The organism is Aeromonas sp. 6P (assembly GCF_051919525.1).
GTDB lineage: Bacteria > Pseudomonadota > Gammaproteobacteria > Enterobacterales > Aeromonadaceae > Aeromonas > Aeromonas veronii.
Map to the genome: position 1 here is coordinate 2,004,737 of NZ_JBQBEO010000002.1, position 16,992 is coordinate 2,021,728.

A 16,992-nucleotide genomic window follows, 5' to 3' on the forward strand; every position below is an offset into this window, starting at 1 on the left:
TCAGAGGATATCGCCAACGAAGTAGGCCAGCAGGGCGAGCAACACGGTAAAGACCACGTTCAGAGCCATACCGGCTTTCATCATCTCCCTCTGGCGGATGTGGCCACTGGCAAAGACTATGGCATTGGGCGGCGTGGCGACTGGCAGCATAAAGGCACAGGAGGCACCGATAGCGATTAACACAGACATCACCACAGGTGATACACCCAGTGCCTCGGCGACACCGGCAAACAGGGGAACCAACAGTGCGGCGGTGGCGGTGTTGGAGACCAGCTCGGTCAGGAACACCACGAAGGCGGCCAGCATAAGCAACACAACAAAAATGTTTGCGTTGGAGAGTACGGCCGACAGATGGCTGGCCAGGAAGGCGCTGGTACCAGTGGCTTTGAGAATGGCGCTCAGGGTCAGACCGCCGCCAAACAGCATCAGTACGCCCCAGTCGGTGTTCTGGTTGACGTCATCCCAGCTGGCGACACGGCTGACCACGATGGCTACGATGGCGCCCATGGCAATCAGGGTGTCGAGTTGCGGAATACCGCCAAAGGCGTTGGAGATGGGTTGTGAGCCGATCCAGAGCACAACGGTGGTCAGGAAGATTGCCAGCGTCACTTTACGCTCGCGGGTCCAGTTGATGGTGACATCCTGGATCTCGACGCGGTGGCTGAGACGCGGGCGGGTTACCAGATAGAGCAGGGCAATGCCGCAGGGCATCAGGATCAGCACGACTGGAACACCGAATTTCATCCAGTCAGTGAAGCCAATCCCCATCTGGGCGGCTGCGATGGCGTTGGGTGGGCTACCCACCAAGGTACCGATGCCACCGATACTGGCGCTGTAGGCGATCCCCAGCAATACGAAGACGAAGGTGGCGCGCTCTTTTTTGCTATCGAGGCGTGCCAGCATACCGATCGCCAGTGGCAGCATCATGGCGGTGGTAGCGGTGTTGCTGATCCACATCGACATGGCGGCTGTGATGGTAAAGAGCAGGATGACGCCCCAACCCAGATGACCATTGGCCAGGTGCATCACCTTGCCTGCCATCAGGGTATCCAGTCCCTGTTTGGAGAGGGCTGCCGCGAGGGCGAAACCGCCAAAAAAGAGGAACAGGATCGGGTTGGCAAAATCGGTGAGGGATTTGCTCATGTCAAACACCCCGAGCACGGTAGCCAGCAGGGGTACCAGCAGCGCGGTGATGGTGACGTGCAGTGCTTCGGTCAGCCAGAGGATGGCGATAAAGACCAGAATGCCCAGCCCCTTGTTGACCATGGGGTCAAACGGGAGCCAGGCGAGCATGGCACAAAGGAGCAAAACATCCAGGATGACGATCCCTGATTTGATGTCCAGCCAGCGAGATGGAGCAGAGGGTACAGCTGATGTGTGCATAATGTTCTCTCGGTTAATTTATGGTTGTTTTTGTGTTGCCGAGATTACATCCATTCACTTGTTTGAAACAGACTCACATGTTGAAAATCAGCCTCTACTCACATACTCATTGATAAAAATGAGGAAATGAACACATAAATAAAACATGTGCGAAATATAAATCAAACATCCATGAACTGTTCCAGCCATTGCTTGAACATGCTCTTGGGCAAGGAGCCATTTATCTGGTTCACCAGTTTGCCCTGTTGGAAGACCATCAGGGTGGGGATGCTGCGAATGGCGTAACGGGCGGCAATGGTGCTCTGTTGCTCGGTATCGACTTTGGCAAAGCGCATCCGTGGTTCGAGTTCATGGGCAACCTCATGAAATACCGGAGCAAACTGCTGGCAGGGGCCGCACCAGCTGGCCCAGAAATCGACCACGACCGGGATGTCTGAGTTGATCAGGGTATCGAAGTTATCCGCATTCCCGAGGCAAGGGGTCTGGCTGAACAGGAGGGCTTTGCAGCGCCCGCATTTGGCAGATGTATCGATATGGGTAACGGGCAGGCGGTTCCTGGTAAAGCAGTGGCTACAATAAGTAGTGATAAATGACATAATTGGTTCCTTCTAAATCAGCTCTGGCCGGGGATATGATGAAAAGCCAGAATGAAGCAATCGCGAAACAATAGCGAAATATCAGAGCAATAACGGTAACACAGTGCCCAGCGGGAGTGGATAATTCCCCCTGGGTTCATTGCCTGACCGGATAATTCAGCGACCACCAGATGAGAGTCGAGACGGGATGAATAAAGGATCACGGAAAAACCGTGCTGTGCCAGGGCTGATTGTTGCCCTGCTGCTTGCCTTTTCGGGCTACTGCTGGCAGTCGCTCAGTCAGCAGCAGCAGGCCCACAACCTGAACGAAGCGGCCGAGGTGGTGCTGAACAGGATCAACGCCGATACCCTCTATCTGCTTGGGCGGGAGCAGGCCAATGACAGCAATGTCCAGCAGCGCCTGAACCAGTTATCCATCACCCTTGACGGTTTTGTACGGGAAGTCAGAAGAGATCCCGAGCTGGTGCAAGACGACCTTTCCCAGGCTCTGCTTGATGACATGGACACCTATCTGATGGCGCTGGCCAGGCTTCATGCCATTGAGATGGCTATCGAGTACCTCAATGCGCCCCTGCAGGCCCAGATTAAAAAGGTGCGGGGGATAAGCCCGTCAGACAGTGCGCTTCATCGCGACCTGGAGGAGCTGGCGCAACTGAGCAACTATCTGCAGCGCAGTTGGGACAAACGTGAACAGACTACGCTGGATCAGCTGCAACAGCAGTTGCAATCCCGTTATGGCAACTTGCCGGAGATCGCGACCCTGATCCGCCTGAGCAAGGAGATCAGCCAGCAGGTGATGGCCTATCACACCTTGCGTTACCAGCTCATCGACATGCATGTGATCGAGAGTCTGGTGCGCTGGAAACTCGACAAGCTGGAGCGCGCCTCCTCTTTGATGAATCGCTTTTATCTGATGGTGCTGTGCGGAGCTTTGATCTGCTTTGCGCTGGTGGCCTTCACCCTGTGGCGCCGTAACCAGAAGCTGAGCGAACTGTCGCGCCAGACCGGCTTGCTGGCCCAGGCCAAAAGCGATTTTCTGGCCAACATGAGCCATGAGATCCGCACCCCCATGAATGCCATCATAGGTTTTAGCTCGCTGGCACTGCAGACCGAACTGGATCAACAACAGCGGGACTATCTGGGCAAGATCAAATCCTCATCCGATACCCTGCTGCTGCTGATCAACGACATCCTAGATTTGACCAAGGTGGAGTCAGGCAAGCTGACGTTGGAGGAGATCGACTTCGATCTCAGCGAGCAGCTAGATTCGCTGGCGGGCATGTTTGCCGATCTGGCGGAGCGCAAACACGTGGAAGTGGTTATTCGCAAGTCACCGGAGGTGCCGGTCTTCTTGCGTGGGGACCCCTTGCGATTGGGACAAGTGCTGGTCAATCTGGTGAACAACGCCATCAAGTTTACCGAACGCGGTGAAGTCGAAGTCTGCATCGAGCTGGCCAATCCTCACCCAATGCGGATCCGCTTCAGTGTGCGCGATACCGGCATCGGCATTGCCGAAGAGAAGCAGACCCAACTGTTTCAGGCGTTTACCCAGCTGGAGGCGGGTAATACCCGAAAATATGGCGGCTCGGGTCTTGGGCTCAACATCTCCCAGCGGCTGGTGGAGCTGATGGGGGGGCGGATCAGCGTAGAGAGCAAGCCTGGCGTCGGCTCTCTGTTCAAGTTCGATATTCCGATGGCGCAGGCGGTCTACGGCGTCGCTGGACGGAAAGTCTTCTTCGAAAACCAGCCGCTGGTGATGGTGATGGATGACAACGAACTGGTGCTGGATCTGGCCCGGGACATTCTGACTCGGGCGGGAGTGCGAGTGCTGCCGGTTAACTCCCTTTCCCGCGCCCGTCAGCTGCTCCGTGAAGAGGGACCGAATCTGCGGTTGGCGATCCTCGACTGGCGCATGGGTCAGGAGGATGGGCTCGATCTGGCGCTGGAGATGTATCAACACAGTCAGTGGCGGCGGATCCCCATTCTGATGATTAGTGCCTGGGCCAGAGAGGGGCTGCACGCCCGGATGGACAGCATGGGGCTGACCCATTTTCTGCCCAAACCGATGACCGAAAATGCCCTGCTGGCCAAGGTGGACGAACTGCTCAACGGCAGCTCTTACGAGCTCAACCTGCGCAAGGCCGAGGCACAGGGGGATCAGCAACACTTCAAATCCCTGTTGCAGGGTACCCGAGTGCTGTTGGCGGAAGACAACCGGGTCAATCAGCAGCTCATCATCGAGTATCTGCGGCGCGTCGATGCGGTGGTGTGTGTGGTCAGCAATGGTCGGGAGGCGGTGGAGCGGGTCGCCGAGCAGCCTTTTGACGTGATCCTGATGGATTTGCAGATGCCAGTACTGGACGGACTCGATGCCACCCGCCAGATCCGCAAGATGGTCGACAAGCACGATGTGCCCATCATTGCCCTCACCGCCAGTGCCATGCCCGGTGACAAGGAGCGTTGCCTGGGGGTGGGGATGAATGGCTATGTCACCAAGCCGGTGAGCAAGCTGGATCTCTACAACAACCTGCTGCAGTGGGTAAAGCCGCAAGGGGTGGAGCAGGTGGGGATCATGGAGGTGAAACCGCCGGATATGATCGGGATCCTCGATCTGCAGGATGCCCTCAAGCGGCTGGAGCAGGACAAGGAGGCGTTGCAGATCCTGTTCAAGCTGTTCATGTCGGAGCACAAGGACGATCTGTGGGAGATCCGCTCCGCCTTGCGCCGTCAGCAGCCCGAGGTGGCCAGCAAGCTACTGCACACCCTCAAGGGAGTGTCTGCCAATATCTCGGCGTCCCGTCTGCAATTGGTGGCTGGCGAGCTGGAGTGGCGCTTGCGGCAAAACGAGGTGCTGAGCGAGACAGATCTGGAGCAGTTGCAACAGGTGTTCAGCCAGACCCGGGAAGAGGTGTCACACTTCCTGTTGACCGGTGAGCAGCATGAAAATTCGTATAATCCCTATTCATCAGGGGATGATCGCATGTCACAGTGAATTAAATAGTAATTATTCTCAACCATCCCGGTTCGGGATATGATGAGCTTTCGTTCGAATCGCCTCCAGCCGGAGGCGATTGTTTTCATTCTTCTATTTCTGCGTGGCTTCTCTGATGGCCGCTCCTTGGAGCGGTCACGGGCAGAGAGCGCTAAAGGTTGGTGGTGTGAGCGTATTTCTACGATTGAGCTGGTTTTTCAAGGAGCAGTGGCCCCGTTATCTGGCTGCCATCTCCCTGCTGCTGATGGTGGCCCTGTTGACCGTGATTCCGCCCAAAGTGGTGGGCTGGGTGGTGGATGGCATCACCAAGGGCGGTCTCGACAATGGCACCCTGATGCGCTATCTGGCGGGGCTGTTTGGTCTGGGTGTGCTGATTTATCTGCTGCGCTACGTCTGGCGGGTGATGCTGTTTGGTGCCTCTTACCGTCTGGCCTATGTGTTGCGCAATCGCCTGTTCAGCCATTTCACCCGGATAAGCCCAGATTTTTATCAGCGCCACCGTACTGGCGATTTGATGGCCCATGCCACCAATGACATTCAGGCGGTGGAGATGACCGCTGGCGAAGGGGTGCTGACTCTGGTGGACTCCATCATGGTCGGGGTATTGGTGCTCTCCATCATGTGCAGCCAGTACTCCTGGCAGTTGACGCTGGTCTCCTTGCTGCCGCTGCCGGTGATGGCCTATTTCATGAACCGCTTCGGCACCCAGATCTACACCCAGTTCAAGGCGGCGCAAGGGGCCTTCTCCAGGCTCAACAACAAGACCCAGGAGGCCCTTTCCGGCGTACGGGTGTTGAAATCCTATGCGGTTGAATCGCTGGAAGATGAAGGCTTTGCCGAGCTGACCAAACAAGCGGGGGAGCGCAATATGGCGGTGGCCCGCATCGATGCCAAGTTCGATCCGGTCATCTATCTCTGTATCGGTTGCTCCTATTTTCTGGCGGTGGCGGGGGGCAGTGTGCTGGTGCTGCAGGGTGAGTTGACTCTGGGTGAGCTCACCAGCTTCACCATGTACCTCGGCCAGCTGATCTGGCCGATGTTTGCCATCGCCTGGCTGTTCAACATCATCGAGCGGGGTAGCGCCGCCTACTCCCGTATCGAAAGCCTGCTTGGGGAGCGCAGCGATATCGAAGAGCCCGCCCAGCCGGCCGTGTTTACCTCTGCCTTTCCTTTGCAGATCAAAGGGGTGAGCTATCAACTTGAGCAGCGCACCCTGCTTGCGGATATCGACGTTACCCTCAAGCAAGGGGGGATGCTCGGGGTTGTGGGGCGCACCGGGGCAGGCAAGAGCTCCCTGCTCAAGCTGTTGATGCGCCTTGCCAATCCGACTCACGGTTCGATTGTCATGGGTGGCGTTCCGATTGACCAGCTGCCGCTCGCCACACTGCGCAGCCAGTTTGCCTATGTGCCGCAGGAGCCATTCCTGTTTTCCACCACTATCGCCGCCAATATCGCCCTGGGCAAACCCGATGCGAGCCGCGAGGAGGTCGAACGGGTGGCGCGCATTGCCTGTGTCCACGATGATATCGTGCGTTTCCCCAAGGGCTATGAGACCGAGGTGGGGGAGAAAGGGGTGACCCTCTCCGGCGGCCAGAAACAGCGGCTGGCCATTGCCCGCGCCCTGCTGCTGGATGCGCCCATTCTGGTGCTCGATGATGCGCTCTCGGCGGTGGATGCCCACACCGAGCAGCAAATTCTGCACGCTCTCAAAGCCCATCGTCGCACCCTGATCCTGGTCAGCCATCGCATGACGGCGGTGGAGCAGGCCGACGAGATCCTGATGCTGCAGCAGGGGACCATCAGCGAACGGGGTCATCACGGTGCCCTGATGGCGCACAATGGCTGGTATGCAGATATGGTGCGTTATCAGCGTCTCGAAGAAGCGGTGGAGGAGAGCCTGTGAATCCGACCATTAAACGACTACTCGCTTACTGCGCTCAGTATCCTCGCTGGCTTATTCAGGCGGGGATCTGTTTGCTGCTCGCCACCGGTGCCGAAGTGGCCGGGCCGCTGCTGATCAAGCTCTTTATCGATGACTATCTGGCGCCTCGCAATATCGTGCTGCCCACCATAGCCCTGATTGCAGCGGGCTATCTGGGCTTGCAGGTACTCTCGGCGGCGGGCTTCTATTTGCAATCCCTGCGCTTTAACCGTATCGCCCAGGCGGTGGTGCAAACCTTGCGCGAGCAGGTGTTTGCCACCGCCATCCGCTTGCCGGCCCGCTACTTTGACAAGCATCGCTCCGGCTCGCTGATTTCCCGCATCACCAACGACACCGAGGCGATCATGAACCTCTATGTGCAGGTGATCGGCTTGCTGGTGCAAAAAGTGGTGCTCTTGTGCGGCATCCTCATCTCGATGGCGCTGCTGGATCTGCGGCTGATGCTGGTCTGCTCCCTGCTGCTGCCCGCAGTGGGTGGGGTGATGTGGCTCTACCAGAAACTGAGCGTGCCGGTGGTGCGAGCGACCCGCAGTCTGCTCTCCGACATCAACAGCCGCCTCAACGAGTCGCTGCAGGGGATGCCGGTGATCCAGGCGATGGTGCAGGAGCGCCACTTTGCCAACGCCTTTGCCGAGGTGAACCAGCAGCACTGGTCGGCACGGATCAAGAGCCTCAAGATCAACGGCATTTTGCTGCGTCCGCTCATCGATCTCTTCTACATGATGGTGCTGATCGGTCTGTTGGCGCTGTTCGCCCACGAGGGGGTGAGCCACGCCGGTGCCATTCAGGTGGGGGTGCTCTACGCCTTTATCAGCTATCTGGGCCGGATGATAGAGCCGCTCATCGAGATGACCAACCAGCTTAACCAGTTGCAGCAGGCGATGGTGGCGGGGGAGCGGGTCTTTGCCCTGCTCGATGAAACCCGCGAGAGCACCGAGGGCGAGCTGCGCCCGCTGGAAGGACGGGTCAGTTTCGAGCGGGTGAGCTTCTCCTACGATGGCGAGCAGCAGGTGCTGCGGGAGGTCAGCTTTGCCGCAAAACCGGGCCAGATGCTGGCGCTGGTGGGCCATACCGGCAGCGGCAAGTCCACCATCATCAGCTTGCTGATGGGCTTCTATCCGCTGGATCAGGGGCAGATCCGCTTCGATGATCACGCACTGGATACTCTGTCGCTGGCGGCGGTGCGCCGCAGCATCGGGTTGGTGCAGCAGGATCCCTTTATCTTCGTCGGCACTCTGGCGGAGAACCTGCGTCTCGGCCGCGCCGGCATAGATGACGCGCGGCTCTGGCAGGCGCTGAGCGAGGTGCAGCTGGCCGACTTTGTGCGCAGCTTGCCACAGGGGATCAACACCCTGATGGAGGAGGGTGGCAAGAACCTCTCCGCCGGTCAGCGGCAACTGCTCTCCTTTGCCCGTGCACTGGTGGGAGATCCGCGTATCCTCATTCTGGATGAAGCGACGGCCAGCGTGGACTCCCAGACCGAGTTGGCGCTGTCGCAGGCGATCTCTGCTGCCCGTCGTGGCCGCACCACCATCGCCATCGCCCACCGCCTCTCGACCATCGTCGATGCGGACGAGATTCTGCTGCTCTCCCGCGGTCAGGTGAGCGAGCGGGGTACCCATGGTGAGTTGATGGCCCTCGGCGGTCACTATGCCCAGCTGTTCGAGATGCAGAGTCAGGGGGCTTGGCTCGAAGAGAAGCGCGCCTGATCGGCACATTTGCTGTAACAGCGACATGAGCGAAAAGAGGGAACCGGTACGGTTCCCTCTGTTTTTTTGGGTTGGGCAAAAGGTCGTAAGCGTGATCCCTGTGCTTGTCGAATGGCGCAGATGCAGGCAACATGTTGTTTACATTAACTCATCGGATCAGTTCGCATATGGATTTGCAACGCTTCAAAGCCAATCTGGCACTTCGGCTGTTTGCCTGGCGCTATATTCCCGTCATCGGATTTTGTGCCCCGATCATCGAAGAGATGAACGCCAAGGCGCTGCGCATTCGCATTCCTCTTGGCTGGCGTACCCGCAACCACCTGGGCAGCATGTATTTTGGCGCGCTGGCGACCGGCGCCGATCTGGTAGGCGGTCTGCTGGTGATGGAGAAGGGGCGGCAGCGGCGCAAGAAGGTGCACTTTGCCTTCAAGGATGTGCAGGGAGAGTTTTTGAAACGACCGGAGGGGGATGTGCAGTTCGACTGCGCAGCGGGGGAGGAGATTGACGCCATGATCGACGAATCGTTGGCAAGCGGTCAGCGCATCAATCGCCCCATCCAGGTGGTGGCCACCTGTCCGTCATTGAACGGGGATGAGGCGATGGCGCGTTTTGTGCTGACCCTGTCGATCAAGGCCAGCTAGCCGGTTGCCGGAGAGTGGCTCCCTGAACCGGGTTTAGCCAATCTCCGGGCTGACGCCCTCTTTCACCACGACCTTCATGCCGTTGAAGTTGACCACCTGTTCGGCCACGATCTTGCAGCGCTTGCGGGTCTCCACCTGACCGTCCACCTCGACCAGCCCTTCGGCAACGAGGGCTTTGGCGGCGCCGCCACAATCGGCCCACCCCTGATGTTTGATAAGGTCACACAAGGCAACGAAGGGGTGACCTTCGAGCAGAAACGTCTCCATGGGAAATCCTCTAGATGGATGAATGCCGGATACAGCAGGGCGACTATTTTAGGCAGTTCGCTCAGGCAAAGAAAGGAAGAGGGGCCACTCGCTGCGAAAAAGTGGCCGATTGTCTTTAAGGTGGCGCTTTCGCAAGACCTGATGGAGAGGTGAGAGGGCCACCCGTGACGTATCGTGACGCACCTCGTCCCTGCTGGTGTGCCCACACTCTCCCTTGACTGTTAGGATCGGGCCACTCTCAATGGCCCAAGGAACTTTCCATGACACTCTCCCGCCTGCTGCTGGCATGCAGCGCCCTTACTCTGTGCGGTGTTGCGCAGGCCAGTACTCCGGTGCAGGTCTCGCTGCCCGGGGTCAATTTGCCCGCGTCCCATCAGGTGGAAGGAGCGCGCGCCTCGCTGCTCTACGGCCGGACCGGTCAGGTGAAGGGTATTGATCTGCCGATCTTCGCCCTCTCCGATGTGGATCAGTTCAGCGGTCTGCAGCTCGGGATTTTCCTCGGTGCTGGTCGGGTGCGTCACCAGTTTGGCGGTGTCGCCATCAACGCCATCAACTGGCACGAAGGTCAGGATACCGGCGTCAATCTGGGGGTAGTCAACCTGACCAACAATGTGCAGGGGCTCAACTGGGGTGCCGTCAACATCGCCAAGGGCAATGCGCTGGCCAACGTCGGCTTCGTCAACTATGCCGAGCGTACCACCTTCCAGATTGGCTTTATCAATGCCACCCAGCACCTCGATGGCTTGCAGATCGGGCTGGCCAACTATGCCGCCAACGGCGTGTTCCCCATTCTGCCGCTGGTGAACTTCCAGAAATCGTTCTGACCAAGGCGGTTCGCTTTGCGTTAAAGGCCTCTGCTGATTACCCTGTGCCTCTTGCAACGTGTGACAGGTGAAAAGAGGTAATTGATGACGGCAGGGCAGATGAGTGCAATCGGGATCGGCTGGGATGTGCGGGGCTGGCAGGGCAGTGCCCAGGCGGTTGCTGTAGTGGGCTGGCAGGCCGGTTCTAACCACCTGCATTGGCTCGGGGTGTCGCCGCTGTTTCGTCTGAGCTCGCGGGTGGCGCCGGATCTGGCCGCTCTGCTGCGTCCGGCCCTGCAAAACGAGCTGACCCTGATGCAGGTAGAAGCCTGCCCGCAACTGGCGCTCGGTATCGATGCGCCGCTCGCCTTTCCCCGCGCCTTGCGGGATCTGCTCAACGGCCAACCACACAGCTGCGCCGCTCCCGAGCGGGAGATAGACAACCCCTACGCCTATCGCGACTGCGAGCGCTGGTTGTATCAGCAGTACGGCAAGAAGCCCCTCTCGGCCACCTTCGATCGGCTCGGTAACAATGCCACCCTGGCGCTCTCCATGCTGCCGCGGCTTTCGGATCTGCAACTGGTACCGACCGTTGCCCCGAAGGCCAGTCGCGCCGTGCTGGAGGTCTATCCGGCATTGGCCAAAGTGGGCGGCAAGGCCTCTCCGGCACGGCCCGAGCTGGCGGCGCAGCTGCCTGCGGATGTGCTGGTCGGCACTGATCGCTACGATGCGGCGCTCTGCGCCCTGATGGCGCTGCAATATGCCGCTGGTGGCAAGGTGACGGTATTGCCTGAGCTGATTTCGCCACCCACTGACATGCCGTGTGATGAGGGATGGGTCTATCACTTTGCCCGTCATGGCGTTGAGTACAACGGCATGTGATGGACGGTGATGCGGCGGATCATGGCTCCGCTCACCCTGTGGACGCGGGCCAAATGGCGTAAAAAACCTGTCTTTAGTCAGGAAATTGCCTGTTCATCCCGCGCCAAGGTGGCGCATCGTTATCTTCATCCGATATATTGCCCACCTTGCTGATCCTTTGCTGTGGTATTCCCGATGAAATCCGTTCTCTCTATTCAGTCCCACGTGGTCTTTGGTTGTGCCGGCAACAGCGCGGCCGTCTTCCCCATGCGTCGCCTTGGTATGGATGTATGGCCCATCAACACGGTGCAGTTTTCCAACCACACCCAATATGCCCAGGGGTGGCAGGGGATGGCGATGCCGGCGGGTCATATCAGTGCGCTGGTGAAAGGATTGGGCAATATCGAGGTGTTGAGCCAGTGTGACGCCGTGCTGAGCGGCTACCTTGGCTCTGCCGAGCAGGGGGACGAGATCCTGACTGTGGTCAACGCCGTCAAGGCGGCCAACCCTGATGCCATCTACTTCTGCGACCCTGTGATGGGTCATCCGGAGAAGGGGTGTATCGTCGCTCCCGGCGTCACCCGTTTCCTGACCGAGCAGGCGTTGCCGGTGGCCGACATGATGGCCCCCAACCTGCTGGAGCTGGAGACCCTCTGTGATACCCATCTGGCTGATCTGGATCAGACTCGCGCGGCTGCCCATCAGCTGCTGGCCCGCGGCGTCAAGCTGGTGCTGGTCAAGCATCTCGGTCGTGCGGCGCAGGACTCCAGCCGCTTCGAGATGCTGCTGGCGACCCCGCAAGGGGATTACCTGATTGCCCGTCCGCTCTATGACTTTGCCCGCCAGCCGGTGGGGGTGGGCGATCTTATCAGCGCTCTGATGCTGGCCAATTTGCTGGCCGGTCACGATGCGGTCAGCGCGTTCGAGCGCACCAACGCCTCGGTGGATGCGGTGCTGCAGGAGACCTGGCGCCAGCAGGCTTACGAGCTGCAACTCATCGCCGCGCAAGATGCCTTCGCCCTGCCAGAGGTTGCAGTGCGAGCGGTGAAACTCCCCTGAGTCAACGCGGACGTTCGTCTATCCCGACAAGGGGATGCAGATGAAAAAGGCTTGCCAATGGGCAAGCCTTTTTACTGTTTGCCTGTTTAGTGCGGCAAGCAATCAGGTGCGGGGATGGCGGAGGCGATAACGCTCAGCCATGGCATTGGCCGCTACCATGGCGGCGTAGACATCCTGTTCATTCACTGTCATCGGCATGTTGCCCATGGTATCGAGGGGATCGCAGGCCAGCTGCGCCACCTTGCGCCACTCGCTTTCATGGAAGTGGGTGAGCCCCAGCTCTTGCAGCGTCATGGGCAGGCCTGCACAGTCGATGATGCGAAACACCTCATCAAGTTCATGTTGCGGGGCGCGCTCAAGCACGAGTTGGGTCAGCAGGCCGAAGACTACCTTCTCACCATGCTGGGCGCGATGGAGCTCAGCGATCAGTGACATGCCGTTGTTGACGGCATGAGCTGCGGCCAGTCCACCGGCTTCTGCGCCGACCCCGCTGAGATAGATGGTGGCCTCGATAACCTGCTCAAGCGCCGGAGTCGAGACATGGTGGCGTATCGCATCCATTGCCAGCTCGATGTTCTCACCAAGCAGCTCATAACAGAGCTGTGCCAGGCCAAGGCCAGTGCGTGAAGGGCGCTTGCCGACCAGATTGAGCCCGTCGGCCCGATAGCAGGCGCGCGCCTCGAAATAGGTGGCCAGGGCATCGCCAACGCCTGCGGAAAAGAAGCGGGGAGGGGCGGCGGCAATGATGGCCGTGTCAGCCAGCACCACGTCCGGATTTTGCGGCAGGAACAGATAGCGTTCAAATTCACCCGCCTGGTTGTAGATCACCGCCAGTGCCGTGCAGGGGGCATCTGTGGAGGCAATCGTCGGGAACAGCACAACCGGACGGCGCAGATAGAAGGCCACGGCCTTGGCGACATCCAGCGTCTTGCCGCCGCCGATCCCGACAATCACGTTCGCACCATATTGCTCTGCAAGGTGGGTCAGGCGGTGGATCTCCTGTTCGGTGCATTCATAGCGAAACTTGTCGACCACTCCCCTGAGGCCTGCCTGCAGGAGCCCCGCCAAAGCTTCTTCCCGTACCCGCTCCAGAATGAACTCATCGCTGATGAGCAACGCATAGTCACCAAAATCTTTAACGTGCTCATGGAGTTGCGGGAGAAGGTGTTGACCGATGATGAACTTTTTGGGGGAGGTAACTGTACGGGGCAAAGTGGGCATCCATTATTCCTCAAGGCAGTGAATAACATAAAATTGATTATCAAATGGGTCTCTCACGATACGCCTGATGAGGCAATAGATGAAGAAGAAAAGGGGGGGCGTTTTAATCATTAATTAATCTTTCTATTTGTTTGGTTGTATTTTGGGGCGAACGATTGGCGGTGTTGAGGCATACAGGAGCAATGGCTCTATCGTGGCAATCCGTCGCAAGCAATACTGCTTCAACAAACAGTCACGCTGGAAACAAGCAGGGCCGCTTGGTGCGGCCCTGCTGTATGTGGATAAGGCATAGGGGATGGTCAGAGCGGTTTGTAGAAGATGACGGTCGCAGCAAGAGAGCCATCGGCGTTGCGTGCAAAGCTCGGGATCTGGCCCGCCTCAAGATAGCTGAGTTGACGATAGAGGTGGGAGGCCACATCACCGGCGCGAGTATCCAGCACCAGCAGCGAACGGCCCGCGGCATGGGCGCCTTGTTCCATTGCCTGCATCAGCGCACGACCGACACCTTTGCCTCTCGCCGTTTGCAGTACCATCAGTTTTTCCACCTCGGCCCGGTGGCGACCGTTGGTCTTGCCACAGAGCGCGAGCTGAACCGCTCCCACGAGCTGTTGTTGCTCAAGGGCAAGCCACAGCTTTCGGTGACCTGCCGCTAGATCCGCTTCAACTCCTTGCCAGTAGCGGGTAGATTCCTCCGTGGTCAGCGGCGGTAAAAAACCGACCGAGGCGCCGCTATCGACACAATCTTGTAGCAGGGTGATGAGCGCGCTTTGGTAGGTCGCTGCGCTATTAACTTCCACTATGTCCATCTGACATCCTTGTTGTTGCGCTGTTATGTGGCTGACTGCCACCGTTGGTTCATATGAGGTGGGTACTTGTGCTCGCCGTGAGTACGGCTTGTCAGCGGATCAGCCCCTGCTCAACCAGCCAGGTAAACAGCAAGCGGGAGACGGGGAGAGCTCATCGAGGTGAGAGCTGTCGAGCCAGCGCAGCTCGGCAATTTCTGCCGAGGCGATCGGGGTGCCGCTCGCTTCGCCGGTGTAACAGCGCAGTCGCACCTCGACTCCTGCCGGTTTGCCATCGGCCTGGGCGCTGAACTCGCAGGCAAAGCGCAGGGTATCGGGCTGCAGGGTGACAGCCAGCTCCTCTGCAATCTCGCGTATCAGTGCCGCCTCGTCGCTCTCGCCCGGTTCACGCTTGCCGCCCGGGATGTAATAGATGTCCTTGCCGTGGGAGCGGGCGCAGAGCAGCTGCTGATCTTTAAAGGTGAGCCAGGCGAGTTTGTCGATCATTGAGTTGCATCCTCTGGTTGTGTGGTGTGTATTGTCTGCATGTACCGGGTGTACAGGGTTCGGTAGGAGCGAGGCTCCTGCGCATCGGGAGAAAGTCCCAACTGATCTGCCAGCGCGAGCAGTTGCTGGCGAAACGCCGGGAGGCGTTTCTCGTCATCGGTCATGATGGCGAGCTCGGCAAAATCCCCGATCTCGGCCAGATGATCCAGGGTGACGTGAAACGGGCCAATGAAGTAGATGCTGCGCCTTTTGGTGATCACGAGTATCTGCCGGTAGTTCATGGTCAAGAGCATGCTGACGGCCTTGTCCGCATCATTGATAGTGACCGCCTCGCAGCGATCCTTCTCGGGCCCCTTGACGATCCAGAGCTGGATGCCGGAGGGCTGCATGGTGCGGATAGCCAGACTTTTGCCAGCCTGGGCAAGGGCATCATCCGGGGTGTCGAAGTAGCGATCCTGCTCCAGATTATCCTCCAGCATGATCTCCGGATTGAGGGCGAGCAGTGCCTTGAGGAAGGCGGGGCGATCCGTCAGCTGATATTTGAACTCGACTTCGAAGCGGCCCTGAAAGTGCGCCTGTGACATCAAGAAGATCCCTCTGTGAGCCTGTGTGGCAGGCAGCCTAACAAAGATGAAGTTGAGTCCCAAGTAGAAAGAGGGGATAGGCCGGAAACACACTGTTTCCAGCGCGGTGACCGCGTAGCTGAATGAGTGCGCAATGGCTGGTTCGCCACAGACTTTTCGACCCTAAAAAAGCGGACTGGCGCACATCACGACAGGGCCGGACTGGGCGAAGGCGGGGTCCTTGTGGTTTAATCTTGCCACTTTAGCGGTAGTAGGTGACGAGCCTGCTACCTTGCGTTGGCAAGATGCAGGTGAGCAAGATGCAGATAGCAGCAGAGAGCAAGTTTATCGGACTCGGAGTCGCGGGCAATTTCGCCGGTCATCTGGAGCAGGCGGGTGAAGCGTCGGACTTCGTAGCGGTAGTCGTGCGCGACACCACGGCGCCCAAGGCGCTGTTTCCCTTTTTCGTGCCGGGCCATCCGGATCAGCTCGGGGTATTCCCGTTGAGCGACAAGGCGATCTTCCTGCCGGAAGCGGCGGTCAGCGGTGACGAGAAGGTGCAGATCGAGCCGGAAGTAGCCCTCTGGTGCGAGCTGGAGTATGCCGGCAAGCAGGTGGTGGCGATCCATCCCCGCGCCTTTGGTGCCTATAACGACTGCTCCATCCGTCGTCCCAACGCCAAGAAGATCAGCGAAAAAAAGAACTGGGGTGAAGAGAGCAAGGGGTTGGCGGACAAGCTGCTGCCGCTTTCCGGTTTTTCTGCCGGCTGCGAGCTCGATGACTATCGCATCGCCTGCTATCTGGAGCGCGATGGTGAGCTGCACGCTTACGGGGTAGACAGCGCCGCCATCGACTACAGCTACTTCCACGGCAAGCTGCTCGACTGGGCCATCGACAAGTTCAATCATCAGCAGGATGAGGGGCCGGCGGAGCACATTCAGGGACTGCTAGCGCAGGCGGGACATCCTCCCCATGCGCTCATCAGTATCGGTGCCACTCGCTATACCCCGTTTGGCGAGACCCACTTCCTCAAACCGGGCGACACTTCCTGCGTGGTGGTCTATCCGGGCAGCCGTTATAGCGAAGCGGATATTCGCGAGGCGATCCGCAGCCGCCACTTTGGCGCTGATATGTCGGTGCTGCTGCAGGCGGTGCAGGCGCGCTAATCACCGTTGCTAGCGGGAAGGTGTCTCTTCCCGCTGGTTATCATATCGAGTCATTTCATGACGATTGTTCAGGTATCCCGGGCCGATTATCCGGCCCTGATCGATCTGTGGGAGGCCTCTGTTCGGGCGACCCACCACTTCCTGCCCGAGGCCGAGATCCTCGCGCTTAAACCGCTTATTCTGGAGCACTACTTCGATGCGGTGACACTGCACAGTGCCCGCACAGAAGAGGGGCAGATTACGGGTTTTAGCGGAGTGTACGAGGGCAAGCTGGAGATGCTGTTTGTGGCTCCCGGGGCGCGCGGCAGTGGCGTGGGGCGTTTGCTGGTGGCCCATGCCATCACGCAGGGCGGCGCGACGCAGGTTGACGTCAACGAGCAGAACGAACAGGCGGTGGGCTTCTATCTGAAGATGGGATTCACCGTGACGGGTCGCTCGCCGCTGGATGGTCAGGGCAAGCCCTATCCGCTGCTGCATATGGCGCTGGCGCCGACCTGATC

General features: G+C 58.8%; 15 protein-coding genes and 1 pseudogene. 9 read left to right on the forward strand and 7 right to left on the reverse strand.

Translation table 11 applies throughout. From position 1 onward, the window contains the following. Both ACTG2J_RS09445 and trxC read right to left on the reverse strand, forming a co-directional pair. Nucleotides 1–1,383: an SLC13 family permease gene (locus ACTG2J_RS09445; protein ID WP_005333606.1), complete on the reverse strand. Its 1,383-nt coding sequence runs from the start codon at nt 1,381–1,383 to the stop codon at nt 1–3. A gap of 161 nt (nt 1,384–1,544) precedes the next feature. Then, the gene (trxC, locus tag ACTG2J_RS09450) at nt 1,545–1,979 is read right to left on the reverse strand and encodes a thioredoxin TrxC (RefSeq protein WP_005352560.1); all 435 of its coding nucleotides are present in this window, start codon (nt 1,977–1,979) and stop codon (nt 1,545–1,547) included. A gap of 187 nt (nt 1,980–2,166) precedes the next feature. Between trxC and ACTG2J_RS09455 the strand changes: the two genes are divergently transcribed. From ACTG2J_RS09455 to ACTG2J_RS09470, 4 genes are all read left to right on the forward strand, one after another. Continuing rightward, nucleotides 2,167–4,971 carry a response regulator gene (locus ACTG2J_RS09455; RefSeq protein WP_439997425.1) on the forward strand — a complete coding sequence of 935 codons (2,805 nt, stop codon included), beginning with the start codon at nt 2,167–2,169 and terminating at the stop codon, nt 4,969–4,971. A 166-nt stretch (nt 4,972–5,137) separates the two neighbouring features. Beyond that, nucleotides 5,138–6,874 (forward strand): ABC transporter transmembrane domain-containing protein, encoded by a 1,737-nt coding sequence (locus ACTG2J_RS09460; RefSeq protein ID WP_439997426.1) that lies wholly within the window; start codon nt 5,138–5,140, stop codon nt 6,872–6,874. Next, entirely contained in the window at nt 6,871–8,622 is a 1,752-nt protein-coding gene (locus tag ACTG2J_RS09465) for an ABC transporter transmembrane domain-containing protein (RefSeq protein ID WP_005333600.1), read from the forward strand. Before ACTG2J_RS09460 ends, ACTG2J_RS09465 begins: the two co-directional genes overlap by 4 nt. A 167-nt stretch (nt 8,623–8,789) precedes the next feature. After that, nucleotides 8,790–9,263: a DUF4442 domain-containing protein gene (locus ACTG2J_RS09470; RefSeq protein WP_019446113.1), complete on the forward strand. Its 474-nt coding sequence runs from the start codon at nt 8,790–8,792 to the stop codon at nt 9,261–9,263. A gap of 33 nt (nt 9,264–9,296) precedes the next feature. Here ACTG2J_RS09470 and ybcJ read toward each other — a convergent pair whose 3' ends face one another. Beyond that, nucleotides 9,297–9,530, reverse strand: coding sequence for a ribosome-associated protein YbcJ (gene ybcJ, locus ACTG2J_RS09475; RefSeq protein WP_005361116.1), 234 nt, complete (start codon nt 9,528–9,530; stop codon nt 9,297–9,299). A gap of 260 nt (nt 9,531–9,790) precedes the next feature. Between ybcJ and ACTG2J_RS09480 the strand changes: the two genes are divergently transcribed. The 3 genes from ACTG2J_RS09480 (at nt 9,791) to pdxY (ending at nt 12,253) form a co-directional block, all read left to right on the forward strand. Next, nucleotides 9,791–10,354 (forward strand): VC2662 family protein, encoded by a 564-nt coding sequence (locus ACTG2J_RS09480; protein ID WP_439988730.1) that lies wholly within the window; start codon nt 9,791–9,793, stop codon nt 10,352–10,354. An 84-nt stretch (nt 10,355–10,438) separates the two neighbouring features. After that, complete coding sequence (locus tag ACTG2J_RS09485) at nt 10,439–11,215, forward strand: DUF429 domain-containing protein (RefSeq protein ID WP_439988729.1); 777 nt, start codon at nt 10,439–10,441, stop codon at nt 11,213–11,215. A 174-nt stretch (nt 11,216–11,389) separates the two neighbouring features. Next, nucleotides 11,390–12,253: a pyridoxal kinase PdxY gene (gene pdxY / locus ACTG2J_RS09490; protein WP_019446110.1), complete on the forward strand. Its 864-nt coding sequence runs from the start codon at nt 11,390–11,392 to the stop codon at nt 12,251–12,253. 102 nt (nt 12,254–12,355) lie between these two features. Here the strand turns inward: pdxY and ACTG2J_RS09495 are convergent, their stop codons facing one another. The 4 genes and pseudogenes from ACTG2J_RS09495 to ACTG2J_RS09510 all read right to left on the reverse strand — a co-directional run bounded on the left by ACTG2J_RS09495 (nt 12,356) and on the right by ACTG2J_RS09510 (nt 15,347). Next, on the reverse strand, nt 12,356–13,474 hold the full coding sequence (locus ACTG2J_RS09495; RefSeq protein WP_439988728.1) for a glycerol dehydrogenase: 1,119 nt from the start codon (nt 13,472–13,474) through the stop codon (nt 12,356–12,358). Between the two features lie 299 nt (nt 13,475–13,773). Further along, nucleotides 13,774–14,280, reverse strand: a complete 507-nt coding sequence (locus tag ACTG2J_RS09500) for a GNAT family N-acetyltransferase (protein WP_236282370.1) — start codon at nt 14,278–14,280, stop codon at nt 13,774–13,776. A gap of 91 nt (nt 14,281–14,371) precedes the next feature. Beyond that, nucleotides 14,372–14,763: pseudogene (locus ACTG2J_RS09505) on the reverse strand (NUDIX hydrolase). Further along, complete coding sequence (locus ACTG2J_RS09510; RefSeq protein WP_236282375.1) at nt 14,760–15,347, reverse strand: class IV adenylate cyclase; 588 nt, start codon at nt 15,345–15,347, stop codon at nt 14,760–14,762. The pseudogene ACTG2J_RS09505 and the gene ACTG2J_RS09510 overlap by 4 nt, the downstream one beginning before the upstream one ends. A 299-nt stretch (nt 15,348–15,646) precedes the next feature. On the opposite strand from ACTG2J_RS09510, the gene ACTG2J_RS09515 reads away from it, so the two are divergent. After that, nucleotides 15,647–16,492, forward strand: a complete 846-nt coding sequence (locus ACTG2J_RS09515) for a DUF5718 family protein (RefSeq protein WP_439988727.1) — start codon at nt 15,647–15,649, stop codon at nt 16,490–16,492. A gap of 57 nt (nt 16,493–16,549) precedes the next feature. Beyond that, nucleotides 16,550–16,990, forward strand: coding sequence for an acetyltransferase (locus tag ACTG2J_RS09520; protein ID WP_005352535.1), 441 nt, complete (start codon nt 16,550–16,552; stop codon nt 16,988–16,990). The last annotated feature ends 2 nt before the right edge of the window (nt 16,991–16,992 follow it).